Raw genomic sequence first — 18,202 nt, 5'->3', positions numbered from 1 at the left:
GGTAAAATAAAACCACTTCATTGGGGAGTAGCCGCTCTTTACGCAAAGTAGAGAGGTGATGATCAACATAATTGTTCAACAGAACATGGTCATCATAGCAAAGAACCAAAAACAGCTTTTCAGCTGTGCTTTTGTTGGCAAGACCTTTGATTTATCACTCTGCAATCAATCCATTTGATTTTGGCTAGCAGGAGGGATAGGTCATCGGTATATTTTGCTAGCCAGAGCATTCAACCATGTATGAATTTCTCATCTCCACCTCAGTTGTTGCCCTTGCTGAAATGGGTGACAAGACCCAACTGCTGGCATTGCTGCTTGCGGCGCGTTTCCGTAAACCGATTCCCATCTTAATTGCCATTTTACTGGCCACCACCATTAATCATGGTCTTTCGGCTGTGTTGGGACAATGGATCACTACAGTATTGAGTCCTGAAATTCTATTGTGGATTCTTGCGCTTGGTTTTATTGGCATGGCGATCTGGATGCTGATCCCAGATGAACTGGGTGATGAAACTGAAAGCATCAATAAATGGCAGAGATTTGGTGTGTTTGGTGCCACCTTTATCCTGTTTTTTCTGGCAGAAATTGGTGATAAAACCCAGATTGCCACGGTTGCCCTTGCGGCACGTTTTGACAGTGTGTTTTGGGTGATGTGTGGAACAACGGTAGGGATGATGATTGCCAATGCGCCAGCAGTATTTATTGGCGACAAACTGGCAGATAAGCTCCCCATCTCATTGATTCATAAAATTGGTGCCGCGATCTTCCTTGTTGTGGGTATTTCGGCATTGGTGCAGCATTATTATTTCTAGTACCCATTCCCAGGCATATAAACAGGACCCATACCTTGTTATGGGTTTTTTCTTATAAATTACGATAAAAGTCCAATATTAGATTGAAACATGGGCTAAACCCCATTATTTTGTTATGGAATTAAAATATTTCATATCTAAAGGTTTTTTCTGGGGTTGTTATGAGCTTTGAGCGGACTACATCGCAAATACTATTTGATAATGGCACACATAAATGCATTAGTTTTACCAGTTTAGTGAAAGGTGAGGGCATTCAGGCCAACCAGTTCCTGATTATTGACCATGACCGCGCCGCAGTGCTTGATCCAGGGGGAGACTTGACCTATGTGCCCTTAACCATGGAGTTAAACCGCTATACTAAACTGAAAAACCTGGACTATGTTATGGCATCGCATCAAGATCCTGACATTATTACCTCAATGCCGCGCTGGCTGGTCTACACTGATGCCAAGGTGGTGGCATCCAAGCTATGGGCACGCTTTTTACCGCACTTAAACTCTGCATTTATGAGCGACCGCATGAAAGGAGACTGGGAGGAACGACTGATTGAGCTACCTGATACAGGTCAGGTGATTGCATTGGGTGAGTCTGCGATTGTTGCCATTCCAGCCCATTTCCTGCATTCGGTAGGCAACTTCCAGTTTTATGATCCAGTCGCCAAAATTCTTTTTTCAGGGGATATGGGCGCCTCAATTGTTGATGATGCCAACCAGCCGATTACCGATTTTGAAGCTCATATCAAGAAGATGAAAGGCTTCCATCAGCGTTATATGTGTTCCAACAAGGTCATTCGTTTGTGGGTGAATATGGTTCGTCAAATGGATATTGATATGATCGTGCCGCAACACGGGACTGCATTTGTTGGAAAAGAGATGATCAACCAGTTTCTGGACTGGATTGAGGGACTTGAATGCGGGGTGGACCTGATGAATGAATATGTGTTCAGTATTCCAGCCGAGATCAGTTAGAATTTTTTAAGGCAGGACAGGGATAGTCAGTGCCTATAAATTATTTTCATCATAGAAAATGAAAATCACGGCAAAATTTGTTTATAATAGCTCACGGAAATTACCAGTGAGATTGTTATGCTGACCATCGTTCAAGAAGCCTTGACCTTCGATGATGTCTTATTACTTCCTGCCTACTCAACTGTTCTCCCAAAAGATGTCTCCTTAAAGACACGTTTAACTCGCGGAATTCAACTTAATATCCCTCTCGTTTCTGCTGCAATGGATACGGTGACTGAGTCTCGTATGGCGATTGCAATGGCGCAAAATGGTGGTATTGGTATTTTGCATAAAAACATGGATATCGCTGCACAAGCTGCGGAAGTACGCCGTGTAAAAAAATTCGAAGCTGGAATGGTGAAGGACCCAATCACCGTTACCCCTGAAACCACTGTGCGTGAACTTATTGCAATCACCCAAGCGAATAATATTAGTGGTGTACCTGTTGTAAAAGATGGCAAAGTTGTGGGTATTGTCACAGGTCGTGATACACGTTTTGAAACCAATCTTGAACAACCAGTAAGCAACATCATGACAGGTCAAGACCGTCTGGTGACTGTTCGTGAGGGCGAGTCTAAAGAAAACATTCAGGCACTGCTGCAAAAACACCGTATTGAAAAAGTGTTGGTCGTTGGTGAACACAATGAACTCAAGGGCTTGATTACGGTGACTGATTTCCGTAAAGCTGAAAGCTATCCAAACAGTTGTAAAGATGACCTTGGTCGTTTACGTGTGGGTGCCGCGGTGGGTACAGGTGTAGAAACACCAAGCCGTGTGGAAGCATTAGTCGATGCGGGTGTAGATGTGATTGTCGTAGATACGGCACATGGTCACTCAGCGGGCGTAATTGAACGTGTACGTTGGGTAAAAACAAATTATCCACAAGTTCAAGTAATTGGTGGAAACATTGCAACAGGTGATGCAGCTTTAGCATTGTTAGATGCAGGTGCAGATGCCGTTAAAGTGGGTATTGGCCCTGGTTCGATCTGTACGACACGTATTGTGGCAGGTATCGGTATGCCGCAAATTTCGGCAATTGATAGTGTTGCCAATGCACTAAAAGATCAAATTCCATTGATCGCAGATGGCGGTATTCGTTTCTCTGGCGATATGGCGAAAGCGATTGGCGCAGGTGCGAGCACGATCATGGTTGGTTCACTCCTTGCTGGTACTGAAGAAGCGCCAGGTGAAGTTGAATTTTTCCAAGGTCGTTACTATAAAGCGTATCGTGGTATGGGTTCATTGGGTGCAATGGCGGGAGCAACAGGTTCTGCTGACCGTTATTTCCAAGACTCTAAAGCAGGTGCTGAAAAGTTGGTCCCAGAAGGCATCGAAGGTCGTGTTCCATACAAAGGTCCAATGGGCAATATCATCCATCAAATGATGGGTGGTTTACGTTCTTCTATGGGCTATACAGGTTCATCTATGATTGAAGATCTTCGTCAAAATGCAAAATTTGTGAAAATTACTTCGGCAGGCATGTCTGAATCACATGTTCATGATGTGACGATTACTAAAGAAGCACCAAACTATCGTGTAGGTTGATCTTTAGTAATTTTGGCAATAAAAAAACCGTCAGTCCACTGACGGTTTTTTTGTTTTGGTGTAAAGTAAAACAGATGAAAAATGATATGACGATACGTCATATAAAGATAAAAAAGCGAGTAAAGAATGAGCTATTTTGGAACTGATGGAATTCGTGGCAAATTTGGACAAATGCCGATTACCCCTGAATTTGCATTAAAATTAGGATTTGCAGCAGGAAAAGTATTAAAAAGAAATAGTCCTAAAAACAAACCAATTGTGGTTATGGGTAAAGATACGCGTTTATCAGGCTATATTCTGGAAGCGGCTTTACAAGCAGGCCTAAATGCCGCAGGTGTCTATGTGCATTTACTTGGGCCATTGCCGACCCCTGCGATTGCCCATTTAACACGTGCTTTGCATGCACATGCAGGCATTGTGATTTCAGCATCACATAACCCTTATTTTGATAATGGGATTAAATTTTTCTCAGGTGAAGGTAAAAAACTCCCAGATGCCTTACAAAATGAGATCAATCAAGAATTAGAAAAAGATTTAGTGATTGATGATACGGCTAACCTAGGTAAAAGTGTTCGTGTGGAAGATGCCAACGGGCGATACATCGAATTCTGTAAATCAACATTTCCATACCATTTTGACTTAAATGACTTAAAAATTGTGGTGGACTGTGCCCATGGTGCTGCGTATAGCGTTGGACCATCTGTATTCCGTGAGCTTGGGGCGAAAGTGATCCCGCTTTTTAATGAACCAGATGGTTTAAATATCAATGAAAACTGTGGCTCAACCCATCCTGAATTTTTACAAAAGGCCGTGGTTGATCACCAAGCCGATTTAGGTATTGCGTTTGATGGTGATGCAGATCGTGTCGTGATGGTGGATAAAAATGGTCAGCTGGTAGATGGTGATCATATTCTGTATATCCTTGCAACTCAGGCCAAAAATAAACCAACAGGTATTGTTGGAACAGTCATGAGTAATATGGCACTTGAGTTAGCATTACAGAAAGCGGATGTCGATTTTGTACGCGCAAAAGTCGGTGACCGCTATGTATTACAGGCATTAGAAGAAAATGGTTGGGTCACAGGTGGTGAGCCATCTGGTCATATCTTAACGCTGGATAAAAGCACCACTGGCGATGCGATTATTGCCGCTCTACAAGTGTTAACGGTGATGGTTGAGCAAGCCAAAGCATTACATGAATTAGTTGCAGACTTTGAATTATTTCCACAGGTGTTAATCAATGTTCGTTTGCAACAGATGATTGAGCCCTACTCAATCCCTGCGCTGGTTGAAGAGTTTGAGAAAGCTGAACAACAATTGAAAGGTCGTGGACGTATTTTGATTCGTAAATCAGGTACTGAACCTGTGGTTCGGGTCATGGTTGAGGGAGATCAACAGCAGGAAGTGGATGACATCGCAAATCATTTAGCCGATGCAGTCAGAGCTCATGCTCAAGCTGCTTAAAGGAGAGTAATAATGAATGATGTCATTAAAGACCTGAGCGAACTTCGTTTAAGTTATGAACAAGGTGAGTTACACGAATCCCAGATGAGTGTAAATCCCCATGAGCAATTCTTGAATTGGTTCAATCATGCACTCACTGCTCAATTACATGAACCCTATGCGATGTCTTTGGCGACAGCAAATGCTCAAGGTCGCCCACACGTGCGAACTGTTTTGTTACGTGGTGCGACAGAAGCTGGTTATGACTTCTACACCAATTATGATAGTCAGAAAGGCATTGATCTTGCCGAGAATCCTTATGCTGAACTTTTATTTTACTGGCCGAGTTTAGAGCGTCAGGTACGTATCGGTGGTCAGGTTTCCAAGATTCCAGAACAGGAATCGACGGATTATTACCATAAGCGTCCACGTGATAGTCAGATTGCAGCACATATTAGTACGCCACAAAGTGGTGTCATTGAAAGCCGTGAGTTATTACAACAGCGTTTTCAAAACTTACAAAACCAAGTACATGAAGCTGAGTTGGATAAACCCGAATTTTGGGGTGGTTATCGCTTAGATGCTGATTATTATGAATTCTGGCAAGGGCGTCCGAACCGTTTACATGACCGTTTAAGTTATGAAAAACGTAACGGACTTTGGATTATTCAACGCTTGATGCCATAAATGACCATGATTCAAATTCAACAAAGACCATTTTTGACACGCCCTGAACAATTTCAGGGCGTGCCTACGTTTATTGCTGAAATATTGGCACGACGTGGCGTTCAGTCTGAACAGGAACTTGAGCTTAAACTCAAGCATCTGCTTGCACCCACTCTCAAGGGACTGGACACGGCGGTTGAACTGATCGATCAGGCGATTGACCAGCAGCAGAAGATTGTCATTATTGGTGATTATGATGCCGATGGCGCGACCAGTACCGCCCTGATGGTCTTGGTGCTGCAAGAGATGGGCGCGGTGGTTGAATATTTGGTGCCTGACCGTTTCAAGTATGGTTATGGACTCACGCCTAAAATTGCTGAACTGGCACAGCAGACCTATCAGCCAGATTTACTGATTACCGTGGACAATGGTATATCGAGCCATGCAGGGGTGGAGACTGCCCAAGCTTTAGGGATGCAGGTCATCATTACCGATCATCATTTGACGACAAAACCTACGCCAAACGCTGAAGCAGTGGTCAATCCGAATCAACTGGGTTGCATTTTTCCAAGTAAAGCACTTGCAGGTGTTGGCGTTGCGTTTTATGTACTAGCAAAATTAGCCAGTTACCGTTCTCAGCAGGGAAAAAGTACTAGTAAAGTCACTCAGTATTTAGATTTGGTTGCATTGGGGACTTATGCTGATGTTGCATCGCTTGATTATAATAACCGTATTTTAGTGGATGCTGGCTTAAAACGAATTCAGCAATATCAATGTCGTGCAGGAATTTTAGCATTATTGGATATTGCCAAAAGAGATGCGGCAACCTTAAAAGCACAGGATCTGGGTTTTGTGCTTGGACCACGTATCAATGCGGCGGGTCGCATGGAAAGCATGCGAATAGGGATCGAGTGCTTGCTTGCGCCCGATATGGCAACTGCCTATCCAATTGCACAGCAATTAAACCAGTTAAATATCGAGCGCCGTCAGGTTGAGGGGGCGATGAAGCAGCAGGCGCTCAGTGCTTTACAACATATTCAACTGGAAACGGAACATTTACCCGCGGCTTTGGTGATGTTTGATGAACAGTGGCATCAGGGTGTGATTGGGATTGTCGCTGGGCGATTAAAGGAACAGTTCCATCGTCCCAGTCTGGTGTTTGCCCCTGATGAGGATGGCATTCATATCAAGGGTTCGGCGCGTTCCATTGAGGGTATTCATATTCGCGATACCATTGAGCGAGTAGCAGAACAATCTCCGCATTTGGTCAGTCATTTCGGTGGTCATGCGGCAGCAGCAGGGTTGACCCTTAAAAAAGAATACTTTGAAGAATTCAGGCAGGTATTTACCCAGCACATTGCGGCAATGGATCAGGACCTGTTTCAGGCAACCTTGTGGACGGATGGGATATTACCTGATACGGCAGTGAGCCTTAGCACACTGGACCAGATCGAACAACTTGGTCCGTGGGGACAGAAGTTTCCGTTGCCCCAGTTTGAGGGAAACTTTAAGGTCATCGACTATCGCTGGTTGAAAGACCAGCATTTAAAGCTAAAGCTGGCACTCGGACAGCAAGTTGTAGATGCCATAGCCTTTAATGCGGCAGACCGTTTTGAGTTCAATCCGATGCTGAGCTATGTCGACCTGGTGTATACGCTGGAACGCAATGTTTTTAATGGCATCACCAGCCTGCAACTTCAGGTTGTATATTTAAGCCAATAAAAAACCCACCCATAAAGGGTGGATTCCTTAGGGTCTGTTAAAGATCAACAGACCCTATATTCTCTCTGGAGAGAATTAGAAGCGGTATGCACCACGGATACCATAGGTATTGTAGTCATCACCGAAGCCAATACGGCCTTCAAGGCTGACCTGCTGGTTGAAGAATTTCTTCGCAGAAATACCCCACTCATCACGATCAGTTAAGTCGTTGTTGTAGTAGTCAGCGCCGACACTGAGGGTTTTGTCAAGATAGTAGTCACCCTTAACTCGGTATTCATCCAGGTCACCAAACGCACCGTAGGCTTCAAGGTTGACGTCATTGCCACCTACCTGAGTCACGTACTTGGCACGCACGGTTGGGTCTGCACCATCTTTACCGTCTTTCTCATCGTAGCCAGTCACACCCACTGCAAGCAACAAGCCTGGTGCTGGTAAATAACCCACTTCAGCGCCATAAGTTGTTACTTTTCGATCCACTGGGGTGTTGTCCACTTCAAGTTCGGTACGGCCCAAACGACCACTTAAGTAAAAGTCGCTGTTTGGTACGAAGTATTCAACCCCAGCGCCATATTCAGAGTTTTTCACACCGCTATTGCTGGCATAGTCAATCTTTGCATTCACGTTGCTGGCACGGTTTAAGAACGCAGCCTCAGCAAGTGGTGCGTTACGGGTTTGCACAGGATTGAAATAATAAGTCCCATCCACACCAAAATTGTTTGTGCTATCAAAATCGTCCCAATCTGTATAGGTATATGAACCACCCACTTCAGCTTGATACGCATGAGCGGTTCCTGTCACTGCAAGTACAGATAACAGTGCCGATGCAATTGCTAATTTTTTCATGGTTATGCCCCTTTTGAGATAATGAACCAAGTGAATATTGATTACATTTTTTGTTACAACTTTTAGTCTAGTGGAAAAAAAATGATCGTCAATTGCTGGAAAGTAATTTAACATTAAAAATGTAAGTGAATTGTAAAATTTACATTTTATCTATTTGATTATTATTAATAATTTTTAAATGTTTTGATTTATTAAAACTTAGGAGATATTGTGTATATTGGTGTTTTTCGTGTAATTTTTACTCATTTCTATGAAAAAAACAGATAAGTATAAATATTAATCCATTAGAAAAACTATTCTGAAAAAATTCTTCTTATCAATAAAACTTGTCAAAATCAGGTGGCTGTGTCGTATAGGGCAGTTATGTTAAAATAGTGAATTGTGTGAAAAATATTGAGAGAAAAGACGCGTGGAAATTAATCCGTATTTAAACCAATTGAAAGATTTATCTGATCGTAGCCAAACACTACGGAGGTATCTTTGACTACGATCTAAAGGCTGAGCGTTTAGAAGAAGTTTTAAGAGAACTAGAAGACCCAACGATTTGGAATGATCAGAGTCGTGCGCAAGCGATTGCGAAAGAAAAGGGCAGTTTAGAAAATACTTTAGGTGTATTTGATCGTCTTGCAGAGCAGCTAGATGATGCCAAAGCCATGCTTGATTTGGCTGTAGAAGCCGATGATGAAACTTTACTGGAAGATGTTCAGGCTGAACTTGATAGTGCTGAACAGGCTTTAGGTAATTTAGAATTCCGCCGCATGTTTAGTAATCCAATGGATCCAAATCCATGTTTCCTTGAAATTCAATCAGGTTCTGGCGGTACGGAAGCACAAGACTGGGCATCGATGTTACTGCGGATGTATCTGCGTTGGATCGAACGTCATGGCTTTAAAGCTGAATTGATGGAAGTGTCTGATGGTGACGTGGCAGGCATTAAATCTGCAACCATCCGTGTTGATGGCGAGTTTGCTTATGGCTGGTTACGAACTGAAAGTGGCGTACACCGCTTGGTACGCAAGTCACCATTTGACAGTAATAACAACCGTCATACTTCATTCTCGGCAGTGTTTGTATCGCCAGAGATTGATGACAATATCGAAATTGATATTAATCCCTCGGATGTCCGTACCGATACCTACCGTGCGTCGGGTGCGGGTGGTCAGCACATTAACAAAACCGATTCGGCAGTTCGTCTCACTCATGCACCAACGGGTATCGTGGTGGCATGTCAGAACCAACGTTCACAGCATGCGAACCGTGATCATGCGTGGAAGCAATTACGTGCCAAACTCTATGAGTTAGAGATGAGCAAACGTAATGAAGCAGCTCAAGCATTAGAAGACTCAAAGTCAGATATTGGCTGGGGAAGTCAGATTCGTTCTTATGTTTTAGATGATTCACGTATTAAAGATTTGCGTACTGGTATTGAGAATTCAAATACGAAAGCAGTCTTAGATGGTGATTTAGATCGGTTTATTGAAGCAAGTTTGAAACAAGGTCTATAACTTTAAAACGGCATTTTCGTTCAGCAAATTTTAGTTAATCGGAAAAATATGATATTAATATCGTAAAAAATAGATATTAATATTTATTAAATTCGATATACTGATTTTAGGTGCTGAACGAAGTTTTGCCTGTTGAAAATGTGATGAGTCTATGGATATTGATGTTATAAGCAAAGCCTTAGCCAATCCATTACGCCGACAGATTTTGCAGTGGCTGAAACAGCCTGAGCAATTTTTGCCTGTGCAGGAATGTGGTGGCAGTTTTGAACGTGGTGTCTGTGCAGGGCACATTGAACGTTTAGGCAAAGTTGCACAATCAACCATGTCAAATCATTTGTCTGTGTTACAGCAGGCAGGTTTGATTCAGGTTGAGAAATATGGGCAGTGGTCCTATTTCACCAGAAATGAAGCTTTGATTCAGCAATATATCGAACATTTAAAACAAACACTTTAACTGAATAAGTGTAAATTGAGGCGATCATGGCTGAACTAAATTCTGCGTTACAAGTGGGTGATTTTACGATTAAAAACCGTTTGGTTTTATCACCTTTGACCAGAGCTCGTAGTGGTGTTGAGCGTATTCCAAACGATTTAATGCTGGAATACTATCAACAACGTGCCAATGCGGGCTTAATTATTACTGAAGCGACGGTGATTAGTCCGAAAGCTGTTGGCTACGCCAATACGCCAGGCTTATGGTCACAAGAACAAGCTCAAGCGTGGAACAAAATTGTTGAAGCTGTGCATGCGCAAGGTTCAAAGATTGTGGTTCAGCTATGGCACGTCGGTCGTATTTCACATCCTGACTTATTGGATGGTGATATTCCGGTCGCACCAAGTGCGATTCAACCTGCGGGGGAAGTGAGTTTACTGCGTCCGAAACGTCCTTTCGTTACACCTCGTGCTTTATCGCATGAAGAAATCCAAGAAATCGTCGCACAATATAAACATGCGGCTGAGTTAGCGAAAGCAGCAGGTTTTGATGGTGTTGAGTTGCATGCAGCCAATGGTTATTTGATCGATCAATTTCTACAAAGTACGACCAATCATCGTGATGATGAGTATGGTGGTTCAATTGAAAACCGCGCGCGCTTGTTGTTGCAAATTGTGGATGCCTTTATTGAGGTATGGGGTGCAGGTCGGGTGGGTGTGCATCTGGCACCGCGTGGTGATTCACATGACATGGGTGATGCAGATCCATTAGCGACTTTTGGTTATGTGGTTGAGCAATTGGATCAGCGTAATGTTGCGTTTATCTTTACTCGCGAGTACGAAGCTGAGGATAGTTTACAACCAAAGTTGCGTCCTAAATTCAAAGGTGCTTGGATTGCCAACGAAAAATTAACGCCAGAATCAGCCAAGCGTATTTTAGCAACTGAACAAGCGGATGCAGTTGCATTTGGTTTAGCATATATCGCAAATCCTGATTTATTCGAGCGTTTGGAAAATGATCTACCGCTTAATCAGGTTCAATTCGATACCTTGTATGGTCCGAGTGCCGAAGGTTATACCGATTATCCTGTTTTTGAACAACTGGAAGCTTAAGTCGTTTTTAGAATTACTCATGTCATTTACCAAAATGGCATGAGTTTTTTTTTGAAATTCCGCATAATGAACGAAATCAAATTGTAAATCTTGGTCTCGGATGGCGCAGCACAACGCAGTACAGCAAACCCCGTTCTGGTATAACTTTTTACTGGTATGTCTCAAACCGCTCTATCGCTGGAAAATAAGACAACGGGCTGAAAGTGATGCGCTATATCAGCAAGAGTGCCTAGAGCGTTTTGGACCGTTTCAACCCCCTAAAAATTTAAATACGATTTGGTTTCATGTAGTATCAGTTGGAGAAACCAACGCTGCTCAACCTTTGATTGAGCACTATCTAAAACTTGGACATTCGGTTTTAGTGACCAACACCACAAAAACAGGGCAAGCCAGAGCCAAGAGTTTATTTTACGAAAAATATTCGACACTTTTTCAGGCAGTCTATTTGCCTGTTGATCAGAAGCCGTTACTGAAACAATTTTTTGAGCTGTATCAACCGAAACTTCTTGCTTTAGTTGAAACTGAGATTTGGCCAAATTTGATTGCACAAGCCAAACAGAAGCAAATTCCATGTATCTTATTGAATGCTCGTCTTTCAGAAAAATCAGCGAAAGGTTATGACAAAGTTCGTCGTTTAACACAGCCAATGTTGCAGCAACTCACATGGTTATTGGCTCAAGATATCGCGACACAACAGCGTTATGTGGGTTTAGGGTTAGATCAAAGCAAAAGTCAGGTTGTTGGAAATATTAAATTTGATATTAGTGCTCCGACCTCCTTTATTGAGCAAGCTGAACAGTTAAAACAGGAATGGCAGTTAGAGAAACGCCAAATAATTACTTTAGCCAGCACACATGCACCTGAAGAAGAACAGTTACTTAAGCAATTACAGACACATTTAAATTCCAACCCTGATTTGTTATGTATGGTTGTACCGCGTCATCCAGAGCGCTTTGATGAGGTGTATAAAATTTGCCAGAGTTTAAATTTAAATACGCAACGTCGTAGTCTTAAACAGCCAATTCAAATCGATACACAGGTTTTTCTTGCCGACAGTATGGGTGAAATGTGGTTATGGTATGCCTTGAGTCAGGCCTGTTTTGTCGGTGGTTCATTGAATGAACCTGGGGGAGGACATAATATTCTGGAACCGATGGTGCTGAATATCCCGACAGTCATTGGTCCTCGCTATTTTAATTTTCAAAGTATTGTCGATGAATTTGTGGCAGCGCAGGGAATTTTAATTGGAGAAAATGCAGCACAAGTGGCACAGCAACTTTTAAGCTGTTTGGATGATCCAGTGCAAACCCAACAACAGGTTGCGCACGCTCAACAGGTATTGCAGCGCAATAAGGGTTCTCTAAAAAAACATATCCAGTTGCTTGACCACTATTTACAGCAAACCGCATCATCATGAATATTGTTTTACTTGAAGCTGAACAAACCCAATCCGAGTTCTGGAAAATTGAAAGTCCAAGACAACTGCAACATTTAAGCCAGCATGTGCAGTTAAATGCTGGAGATACCTTAAAGGTGGGTATCCGCAATGGTCAGCGTTATCTCACCGAAGTTGTAACGATTTCAGAACAACATATTTTACTCAGGCCAATTCAGGTGGAAGCCGTGCCTGCAAAGTTGCCTGTACATTTGATTCTGGCCTTGCCACGACCCAAAGTATTACGCCGTATCATTATGGATGCTGTGACTTTGGGTGTGCAACGGATTAGCCTGATCCATAGTTATCGGGTGGATAAAAGCTATTGGCAAAGCCCATTTTTACAGCATCTGGATGATTATGTAACGCTGGGGCTGGAACAGGCTGGTGATACTATCGAGCCAGAAATCCAGCTTTACAAAAGGTTTAAACCTTTTGTTGAAGATGTTTTGCCTACATTTATTTCGGATCAAAAACCTGCTTATGTCGCACATCCCTATGCAGAACAGCAGATGCCACATGCGATTCAGCATTCATGTTGCCTGATCGTTGGGCCAGAAGGCGGATTTATTCCTTTTGAGGTTGATCTGTTCAAAAAAAATGGCTGCCAAGCAAGGCGCTTAGGCAACCGAATTTTACGAACTGAAACGGCGGTATCGCATATTTTAGGGCGATTATTTATCTAGGTGGTTGGTTCGTTGATTGGTTCTGATTGATCACCACGATACACTTTAACTTCCTGTACAGGGTAGGGAATTGAGATACCCTGTTCATCAAAGGCTGCCACCACCAGTTCCTGAATTTCGCTGATTGAGCTTCCAGTTGAGGTTTCAGTGGTGTTGACCCACCAGCGTACTGTCAGGGTAATCGAGAAGTCGGCCAGTGCGGTAACATTTACTGAAAAGGCAGGCTGACTCAGCACGTTACGGTTATGGTCCAGAATCTTCAGGATAATGTCCTTGGCCTGCTGGATATTGTCTTCATAGCCAATACCCACCATAAACTCACAACGGTGGCGCTGGTAGGCATTGTTTACCGTCACGGCACTGGTATAGACCGTCGCATTGGGAATGACGATACGGCGGCCATCTGGAGAACGCAGGAATGTGGCACGAATCTGGATATCCTCAACATTGCCCTCCATGCCATTCACCACAATGTCATCACCAATGCGGAAAGGTTCACTCAGTAGAATCAGCACGCCTGAAAGTAAATTCTGGAAGATGTCCTTAAATGCAAAACCAATGGCGACCGAACCAATCCCCAGCGCCCCGATCAACTGACTTGGGGTAAACCCTGGAATAGCAATCACCAGCGCGATCAGGAAACCAAAGAATAAAATGAACGTCTCACCAACGCGGTGTAGGACTAAAACCAAATTCTGTTTTGCATATGATCGGTTGCTCAGTGTTTTGTTCACGAAAAATTTAAAAAGCTTGGTTAGCAGCCAAAAAATGATAAACACCGCAATCGCGATGCAGATATAGGGAACCCGCTGCCAGAAACTGTCGATGATCTTATCAATCGTGGTATAGGCATCATGGTATTTTTCAGTATGAGCCAATACAGTCTGCGTGGTTTTGGCACCTGCCTGCTGGATCAGTTCACCTGTGTCCTTGGCGACATTGGTCAGTGTTGTTTGTTCATTTGCCACAGAAAAATCTCTATTTCGCAAAGTGGGAATGGAGTGGGAAGCAATCATAATGAATTTATCGCAAATATGCATGTAAAGTTCAGTTGTTGTTTCACCCTACTTATGCTCTGGAAACCTAGAAGTATCCAGTGGTGTTCTGGATCATCTGTGTTGGCCCCTCCCATAAGTCTGGGCTGGCAAAATAATAGAAAAACATGAAGATAAACAGTAGCATCAAGATACTCAGGATGATCACGATCCATGCCAGCAGCTTTTCCCATGTGGTGGATGGGCGGATATCGCCATAATCATTGCGATAGGGCGTACCTGGGGCAAGTAACACATAGAATGTAAACAGCAACTGGATAAGGGGGACGAGCAGCAGCAGGCTCAGCCAACCTGTTTTATTCAGATCGTGTAAACGTCGGATCAAAAAAACGATCTGAAAATAAAAGCCAGCAAACCAGAGTGCAATCAGCGCAAATCCTCCGATTCCTGAAAATGCAGATAAGATCGGTTCATGAATCTGTACATTATTTACACTTAGACTCGCCGAAATTGTGATAATAAGAATGAAAAGAACCGTCCAACTGATACTCAGGAAACCATACCAACCTAGATAGCTGAGTCGGTTAAACCGCCCCTTGGCGGATAAGGGATGGTCATTGATAGGCTGTGTCTGGGAGGAGAGGGGAGGATTCAACATCATATTTTCCTATTTTTTGTTTATTAAATCTTTTAAGGTATGGCCAATGATCAAAATAATCACTTATTTTAAAAACAAAAAACATAGACAAGCAGTTCAAATTTAAATTATTTTGAGTAAATTTTTGAAAATAAACTGAGCGTAACATTCCTACGACCAAAGCCGCATTGTTTAGTCTTGTAAATGTTGTCCATACTGCAAGAGAGAACAAAACATACCAGAAGAATAGATATGACCATCTAGGGTATGAAATAAAAAACAAAGGAAGTGAGCTATGAAAGAAATCTACCCAGTGCCTGATAAATTCAAAGAAACGGCAAGAATCTCAGAAGCAGACTATTTCAAACGTTACCAGCATTCCATTGAGCAGCCTGAAGCATTTTGGGCGGAAGAAGCGCAAAAGATTGACTGGATTAAGCCCTTTACCCAGGTCAAGAATACCAGTTTTAGTCAGGATGACTTCAGGATTGAATGGTTCGCCGATGGTGAGCTGAATGTCTCCGCAAACTGCCTGGACCGTCATCTCAAGGATAATCCATTAAAACCTGCCATTATCTGGGAAGGTGACCATCCATCACGCCATAAAATCATCTCCTTTGCCGAGTTGCATGATGAGGTGTGCCGTTTTGCCAATGTGTTGAAGAAACAAGGAATTCGAAAAGGCGACAGAGTGGTGCTGTACATGCCAATGGTGCCTGAAGCTGCGATTGCCATGCTGGCATGTGCCCGCATTGGTGCGGTGCACTGCGTGGTGTTCGGTGGTTTCTCACCCGATTCATTGGCAAGCCGTATTGAGGACAGTCAGGCCAAACTGGTGATTACCGCCGATGCGGGAATGCGTGGTGGCAAGCTGATCCCATTGAAAGAAAATGTTGATGCCGCCCTGGATATTCAGGGAACAGACAGTGTAGAGAACGTAATTGTGGTGCACCGTACAGGCAACCCGATTCAGTTTAATGAGGCGCGTGACATCTGGTATCACCTTGCCATTATGGAAGTGGATGAGCACTGTCCGCCTGAGCCGATGAAATCGGAAGACCCACTTTTCATCCTTTACACCTCTGGTTCAACAGGCAAGCCAAAAGGGGTGCTGCATACCACGGGTGGCTATCTGGTTTACGTCAACACCACCTTTAGGGAAGTGTTTGACCTTAAAGAGGATGACGTGTACTGGTGTACCGCAGATGTGGGCTGGATTACAGGGCATAGCTACCTGCTGTATGGTCCACTCAGCAATGCCACCACAACGGTGATGTTTGAGGGGATTCCACAGTATCCAACATGGGCGCGTATCGGCCATGTGATTGACAAGCACAATGTCACCATCCTCTATACCGCACCAACCGCCATTCGCGCCATGATGCGCGAGGGTGATGCCTATGTGCGTGAAAGTGACCGCAGTAGCCTGCGCCTGTTAGGTTCAGTGGGTGAGCCAATCAACCCAGAAGCGTGGAACTGGTACTATGAAGTCGTTGGTGAAAGCCGTTGCCCGATTGTGGACACATGGTGGCAGACTGAAACAGGTGGAATCCTGATCTCACCACTGCCAGGTGCAACCGCATTGAAACCAGGTTCTGCGACCCGTCCATTCTTTGGGGTGCAGCCTGCCCTTGTTGACGGTGAGGGCAATGAGCTGGAAGGAGCGAATGAGGGCAATCTGGTGATTAAAGACTCATGGCCAGGTCAGATGCGGACTATCTGGGGCGATCCAGAGCGCTTTATTGAAGCCTATTTCTCCACCTTTAAAAACTGCTATTTCACTGGCGATGGTGCGCGCCGTGATGAGGATGGCTACTACTGGATTACTGGCCGTGTGGATGATGTCCTCAACGTTTCAGGTCACCGTTTAGGTACAGCCGAAATTGAAAGTGCCCTGGTTGCACATGAGGCGGTTGCCGAAGCTGCGGTAGTCGGAATGCCGCATGACATCAAGGGGCAGGGAATCTGTACTTTTGTCACCTTACAGGCTGATGTCGCTGAATCAGAGGAATTGCGTAAGGAGCTGGTCAACTGGGTGCGTAAGGTACTTGGACCAGTGGCAACGCCTGATGCCTTGCACTGGGCACCTGCCTTGCCAAAAACCCGTTCAGGCAAGATTATGCGCCGTATCCTGAGAAAGATCGCCGCCAATGAACTAGATACACTGGGTGATACCTCAACCCTGGCTGAACCAGCGGTGGTGGATGCCCTCATTGCAACGGTCTATCCAGACAGGTAAGCCCTATCCAAATAATAAAAGAAAAGAGTGTTCAAGTGAACGCTCTTTTTTATCCATTGGAGCGTAAAACCTCGGGGTTTAGCCCGAGGATATAAGCGACTGGCGTAAGCCATTAATGCGGTGTTTGCTGTTGTTGAATATACTGCTTAATAATCCCAATAGGCGCACCTGCGCATGATGCAGCGAAGTAACTAGGCGACCACAAGGCATTACCCCATAATTTGCTTTTAATTTCAGGGTGTTTTGTTCGTAAAATTCGACTAGATGCACCTTTCAAGCTATTTACCAAACTAGAAATAGCGACTTTAGGCGGATAATTGACGAGCAAATGTACATGGTCATGTTCACCGTCAAACTCTACCAACTCAGCTTCAAAGTCCAAGCATACACGCTCAAATACTTCACGCATCGTTTCAAGCATTGCTTTAGTAAAAACATCACGCTGATATTTAGCTACAAAGACTAAATGAACGTGCATATTAAAAACACAGTGGCGACCTGTTCTAATCTCTTGACTATTACTCATAGACCAAATATATTTTAAGTATGAAAACACTTAAATTACGCATAAAAGACAAACATTGCAAGGTGCTAAATCAGATGGCATCTGAGGTGAATTTTGTCTGGAATTACGTGAATGATTTGTGTTTTAAACATCTACAACGAAAACAACAATTCTTTTCAGCATACGATATTGCTAAATACACAAAAGGCACATCGAAAGAATGTAATTTGCATAGCCAAACGATTCAGGCGGTCACAGAAGAATTAGTGACAAGACGCAAGCAATTCAAAAAAGCAAAACTGAAATGGCGAGTCAACAATAAAAAATCAGCTAGGCGTTCATTGGGCTGGATACCATTCAAAAAAGTTGCAATCAAATATGCTGATGGATATGTTCAATACGGCAAGCATCAATTCAAACTATGGGACAGCTACGGACTAAGCAAATACAATGTTAAAACAGGCTCGTTTGTAGAGGATAGTCGTGGGCGTTGGTATGTCTGTCTTGTAGTTGATTCAATTAAAACAGAGAAAACCAGCGCTAAAACCTCAATTGGTATAGATTTGGGATTAAAAGACTTAGCTACTTGTTCAGATGGTATAAAGCTCAAAGCCCCT

16 protein-coding genes, 1 pseudogene and 1 riboswitch are annotated in these 18,202 nt (G+C 43.5%); of the genes and pseudogenes, 13 read left to right on the top strand and 4 right to left on the bottom strand.

What is annotated here, in order from left to right:
* Nucleotides 1-10 precede the first annotated feature (10 nt).
* A riboswitch (yybP-ykoY riboswitch) is annotated at nt 11-152 on the top strand.
* A gap of 84 nt (nt 153-236) precedes the next feature.
* From F988_RS13135 to recJ, 6 genes are all read left to right on the top strand, one after another.
* The gene (locus tag F988_RS13135; protein WP_004683535.1) at nt 237-812 is read left to right on the top strand and encodes a TMEM165/GDT1 family protein; all 576 of its coding nucleotides are present in this window, start codon (nt 237-239) and stop codon (nt 810-812) included.
* A 161-nt stretch (nt 813-973) separates the two neighbouring features.
* Entirely contained in the window at nt 974-1,780 is an 807-nt protein-coding gene (locus F988_RS13130; protein WP_004679002.1) for an oxygen-binding di-iron domain-containing protein, read from the top strand.
* A gap of 117 nt (nt 1,781-1,897) precedes the next feature.
* A complete protein-coding gene (gene guaB, locus F988_RS13125; protein WP_004683534.1) occupies nt 1,898-3,364 on the top strand; it encodes an IMP dehydrogenase in 1,467 nt (488 codons plus the stop codon).
* A gap of 126 nt (nt 3,365-3,490) precedes the next feature.
* Nucleotides 3,491-4,828 (top strand): phosphoglucosamine mutase, encoded by a 1,338-nt coding sequence (gene glmM, locus F988_RS13120; RefSeq protein WP_004683532.1) that lies wholly within the window; start codon nt 3,491-3,493, stop codon nt 4,826-4,828.
* Nucleotides 4,829-4,840: 12 nt separating this feature from the next.
* Complete coding sequence (gene pdxH / locus F988_RS13115) at nt 4,841-5,494, top strand: pyridoxamine 5'-phosphate oxidase (RefSeq protein WP_004683530.1); 654 nt, start codon at nt 4,841-4,843, stop codon at nt 5,492-5,494.
* Nucleotides 5,495-7,195: a single-stranded-DNA-specific exonuclease RecJ gene (recJ, locus tag F988_RS13110; RefSeq protein WP_004683528.1), complete on the top strand. Its 1,701-nt coding sequence runs from the start codon at nt 5,495-5,497 to the stop codon at nt 7,193-7,195.
* Between the two features lie 75 nt (nt 7,196-7,270).
* Here recJ and F988_RS13105 read toward each other — a convergent pair whose 3' ends face one another.
* Nucleotides 7,271-8,038, bottom strand: coding sequence for a putative porin (locus F988_RS13105; RefSeq protein WP_004683526.1), 768 nt, complete (start codon nt 8,036-8,038; stop codon nt 7,271-7,273).
* A gap of 409 nt (nt 8,039-8,447) precedes the next feature.
* Between F988_RS13105 and prfB the strand changes: the two genes are divergently transcribed.
* The 5 genes from prfB to F988_RS13080 all read left to right on the top strand — a co-directional run bounded on the left by prfB (nt 8,448) and on the right by F988_RS13080 (nt 13,209).
* Nucleotides 8,448-9,543, top strand: a protein-coding gene (gene prfB / locus F988_RS13100) for a peptide chain release factor 2 (protein ID WP_141629338.1) whose coding sequence is annotated in 2 segments (ribosomal slippage) — nt 8,448-8,519 and nt 8,521-9,543 — 1,095 coding nt in all. Because the reading frame shifts where the segments join, the coding sequence is not laid out codon by codon here.
* 151 nt (nt 9,544-9,694) lie between these two features.
* Nucleotides 9,695-9,997, top strand: a complete 303-nt coding sequence (locus F988_RS13095) for an ArsR/SmtB family transcription factor (protein WP_004683525.1) — start codon at nt 9,695-9,697, stop codon at nt 9,995-9,997.
* Between the two features lie 26 nt (nt 9,998-10,023).
* Nucleotides 10,024-11,088, top strand: a complete 1,065-nt coding sequence (locus F988_RS13090; protein WP_004683524.1) for an alkene reductase — start codon at nt 10,024-10,026, stop codon at nt 11,086-11,088.
* A gap of 100 nt (nt 11,089-11,188) precedes the next feature.
* Nucleotides 11,189-12,505: a 3-deoxy-D-manno-octulosonic acid transferase gene (locus tag F988_RS13085; protein WP_004683522.1), complete on the top strand. Its 1,317-nt coding sequence runs from the start codon at nt 11,189-11,191 to the stop codon at nt 12,503-12,505.
* Complete coding sequence (locus F988_RS13080; protein ID WP_004683521.1) at nt 12,502-13,209, top strand: 16S rRNA (uracil(1498)-N(3))-methyltransferase; 708 nt, start codon at nt 12,502-12,504, stop codon at nt 13,207-13,209. Before F988_RS13085 ends, F988_RS13080 begins: the two co-directional genes overlap by 4 nt.
* Here the strand turns inward: F988_RS13080 and F988_RS13075 are convergent.
* Together F988_RS13075 and F988_RS13070 are read right to left on the bottom strand one after the other, a co-directional pair.
* Nucleotides 13,206-14,177: a mechanosensitive ion channel family protein gene (locus F988_RS13075; RefSeq protein ID WP_010589232.1), complete on the bottom strand. Its 972-nt coding sequence runs from the start codon at nt 14,175-14,177 to the stop codon at nt 13,206-13,208. The genes F988_RS13080 and F988_RS13075 overlap by 4 nt on opposite strands.
* A gap of 115 nt (nt 14,178-14,292) precedes the next feature.
* Nucleotides 14,293-14,862 (bottom strand): DUF805 domain-containing protein, encoded by a 570-nt coding sequence (locus F988_RS13070; RefSeq protein WP_004683518.1) that lies wholly within the window; start codon nt 14,860-14,862, stop codon nt 14,293-14,295.
* A 274-nt stretch (nt 14,863-15,136) separates the two neighbouring features.
* Here F988_RS13070 and acs point away from each other — a divergent pair, with 274 nt between their 5' ends.
* Entirely contained in the window at nt 15,137-17,080 is a 1,944-nt protein-coding gene (gene acs, locus F988_RS13065; RefSeq protein WP_004683516.1) for an acetate--CoA ligase, read from the top strand.
* 112 nt (nt 17,081-17,192) lie between these two features.
* Here the strand turns inward: acs and tnpA are convergent, their stop codons facing one another.
* Nucleotides 17,193-17,606: an IS200/IS605 family transposase gene (gene tnpA / locus F988_RS13060; protein WP_004683514.1), complete on the bottom strand. Its 414-nt coding sequence runs from the start codon at nt 17,604-17,606 to the stop codon at nt 17,193-17,195.
* Nucleotides 17,607-17,626: 20 nt separating this feature from the next.
* Between tnpA and F988_RS13055 the strand changes: the two are divergent.
* Nucleotides 17,627-18,202, top strand: a pseudogene (locus tag F988_RS13055) (RNA-guided endonuclease InsQ/TnpB family protein); the annotation flags it as partial.

Origin of the sequence: Acinetobacter parvus DSM 16617 = CIP 108168 (assembly GCF_000368025.1) — a bacterium.
GTDB classification, from domain to species: domain Bacteria; phylum Pseudomonadota; class Gammaproteobacteria; order Pseudomonadales; family Moraxellaceae; genus Acinetobacter; species Acinetobacter parvus.
Note: the sequence above shows the minus strand (reverse complement) of the source record. Positions and strands in the feature narration are given on the sequence as shown.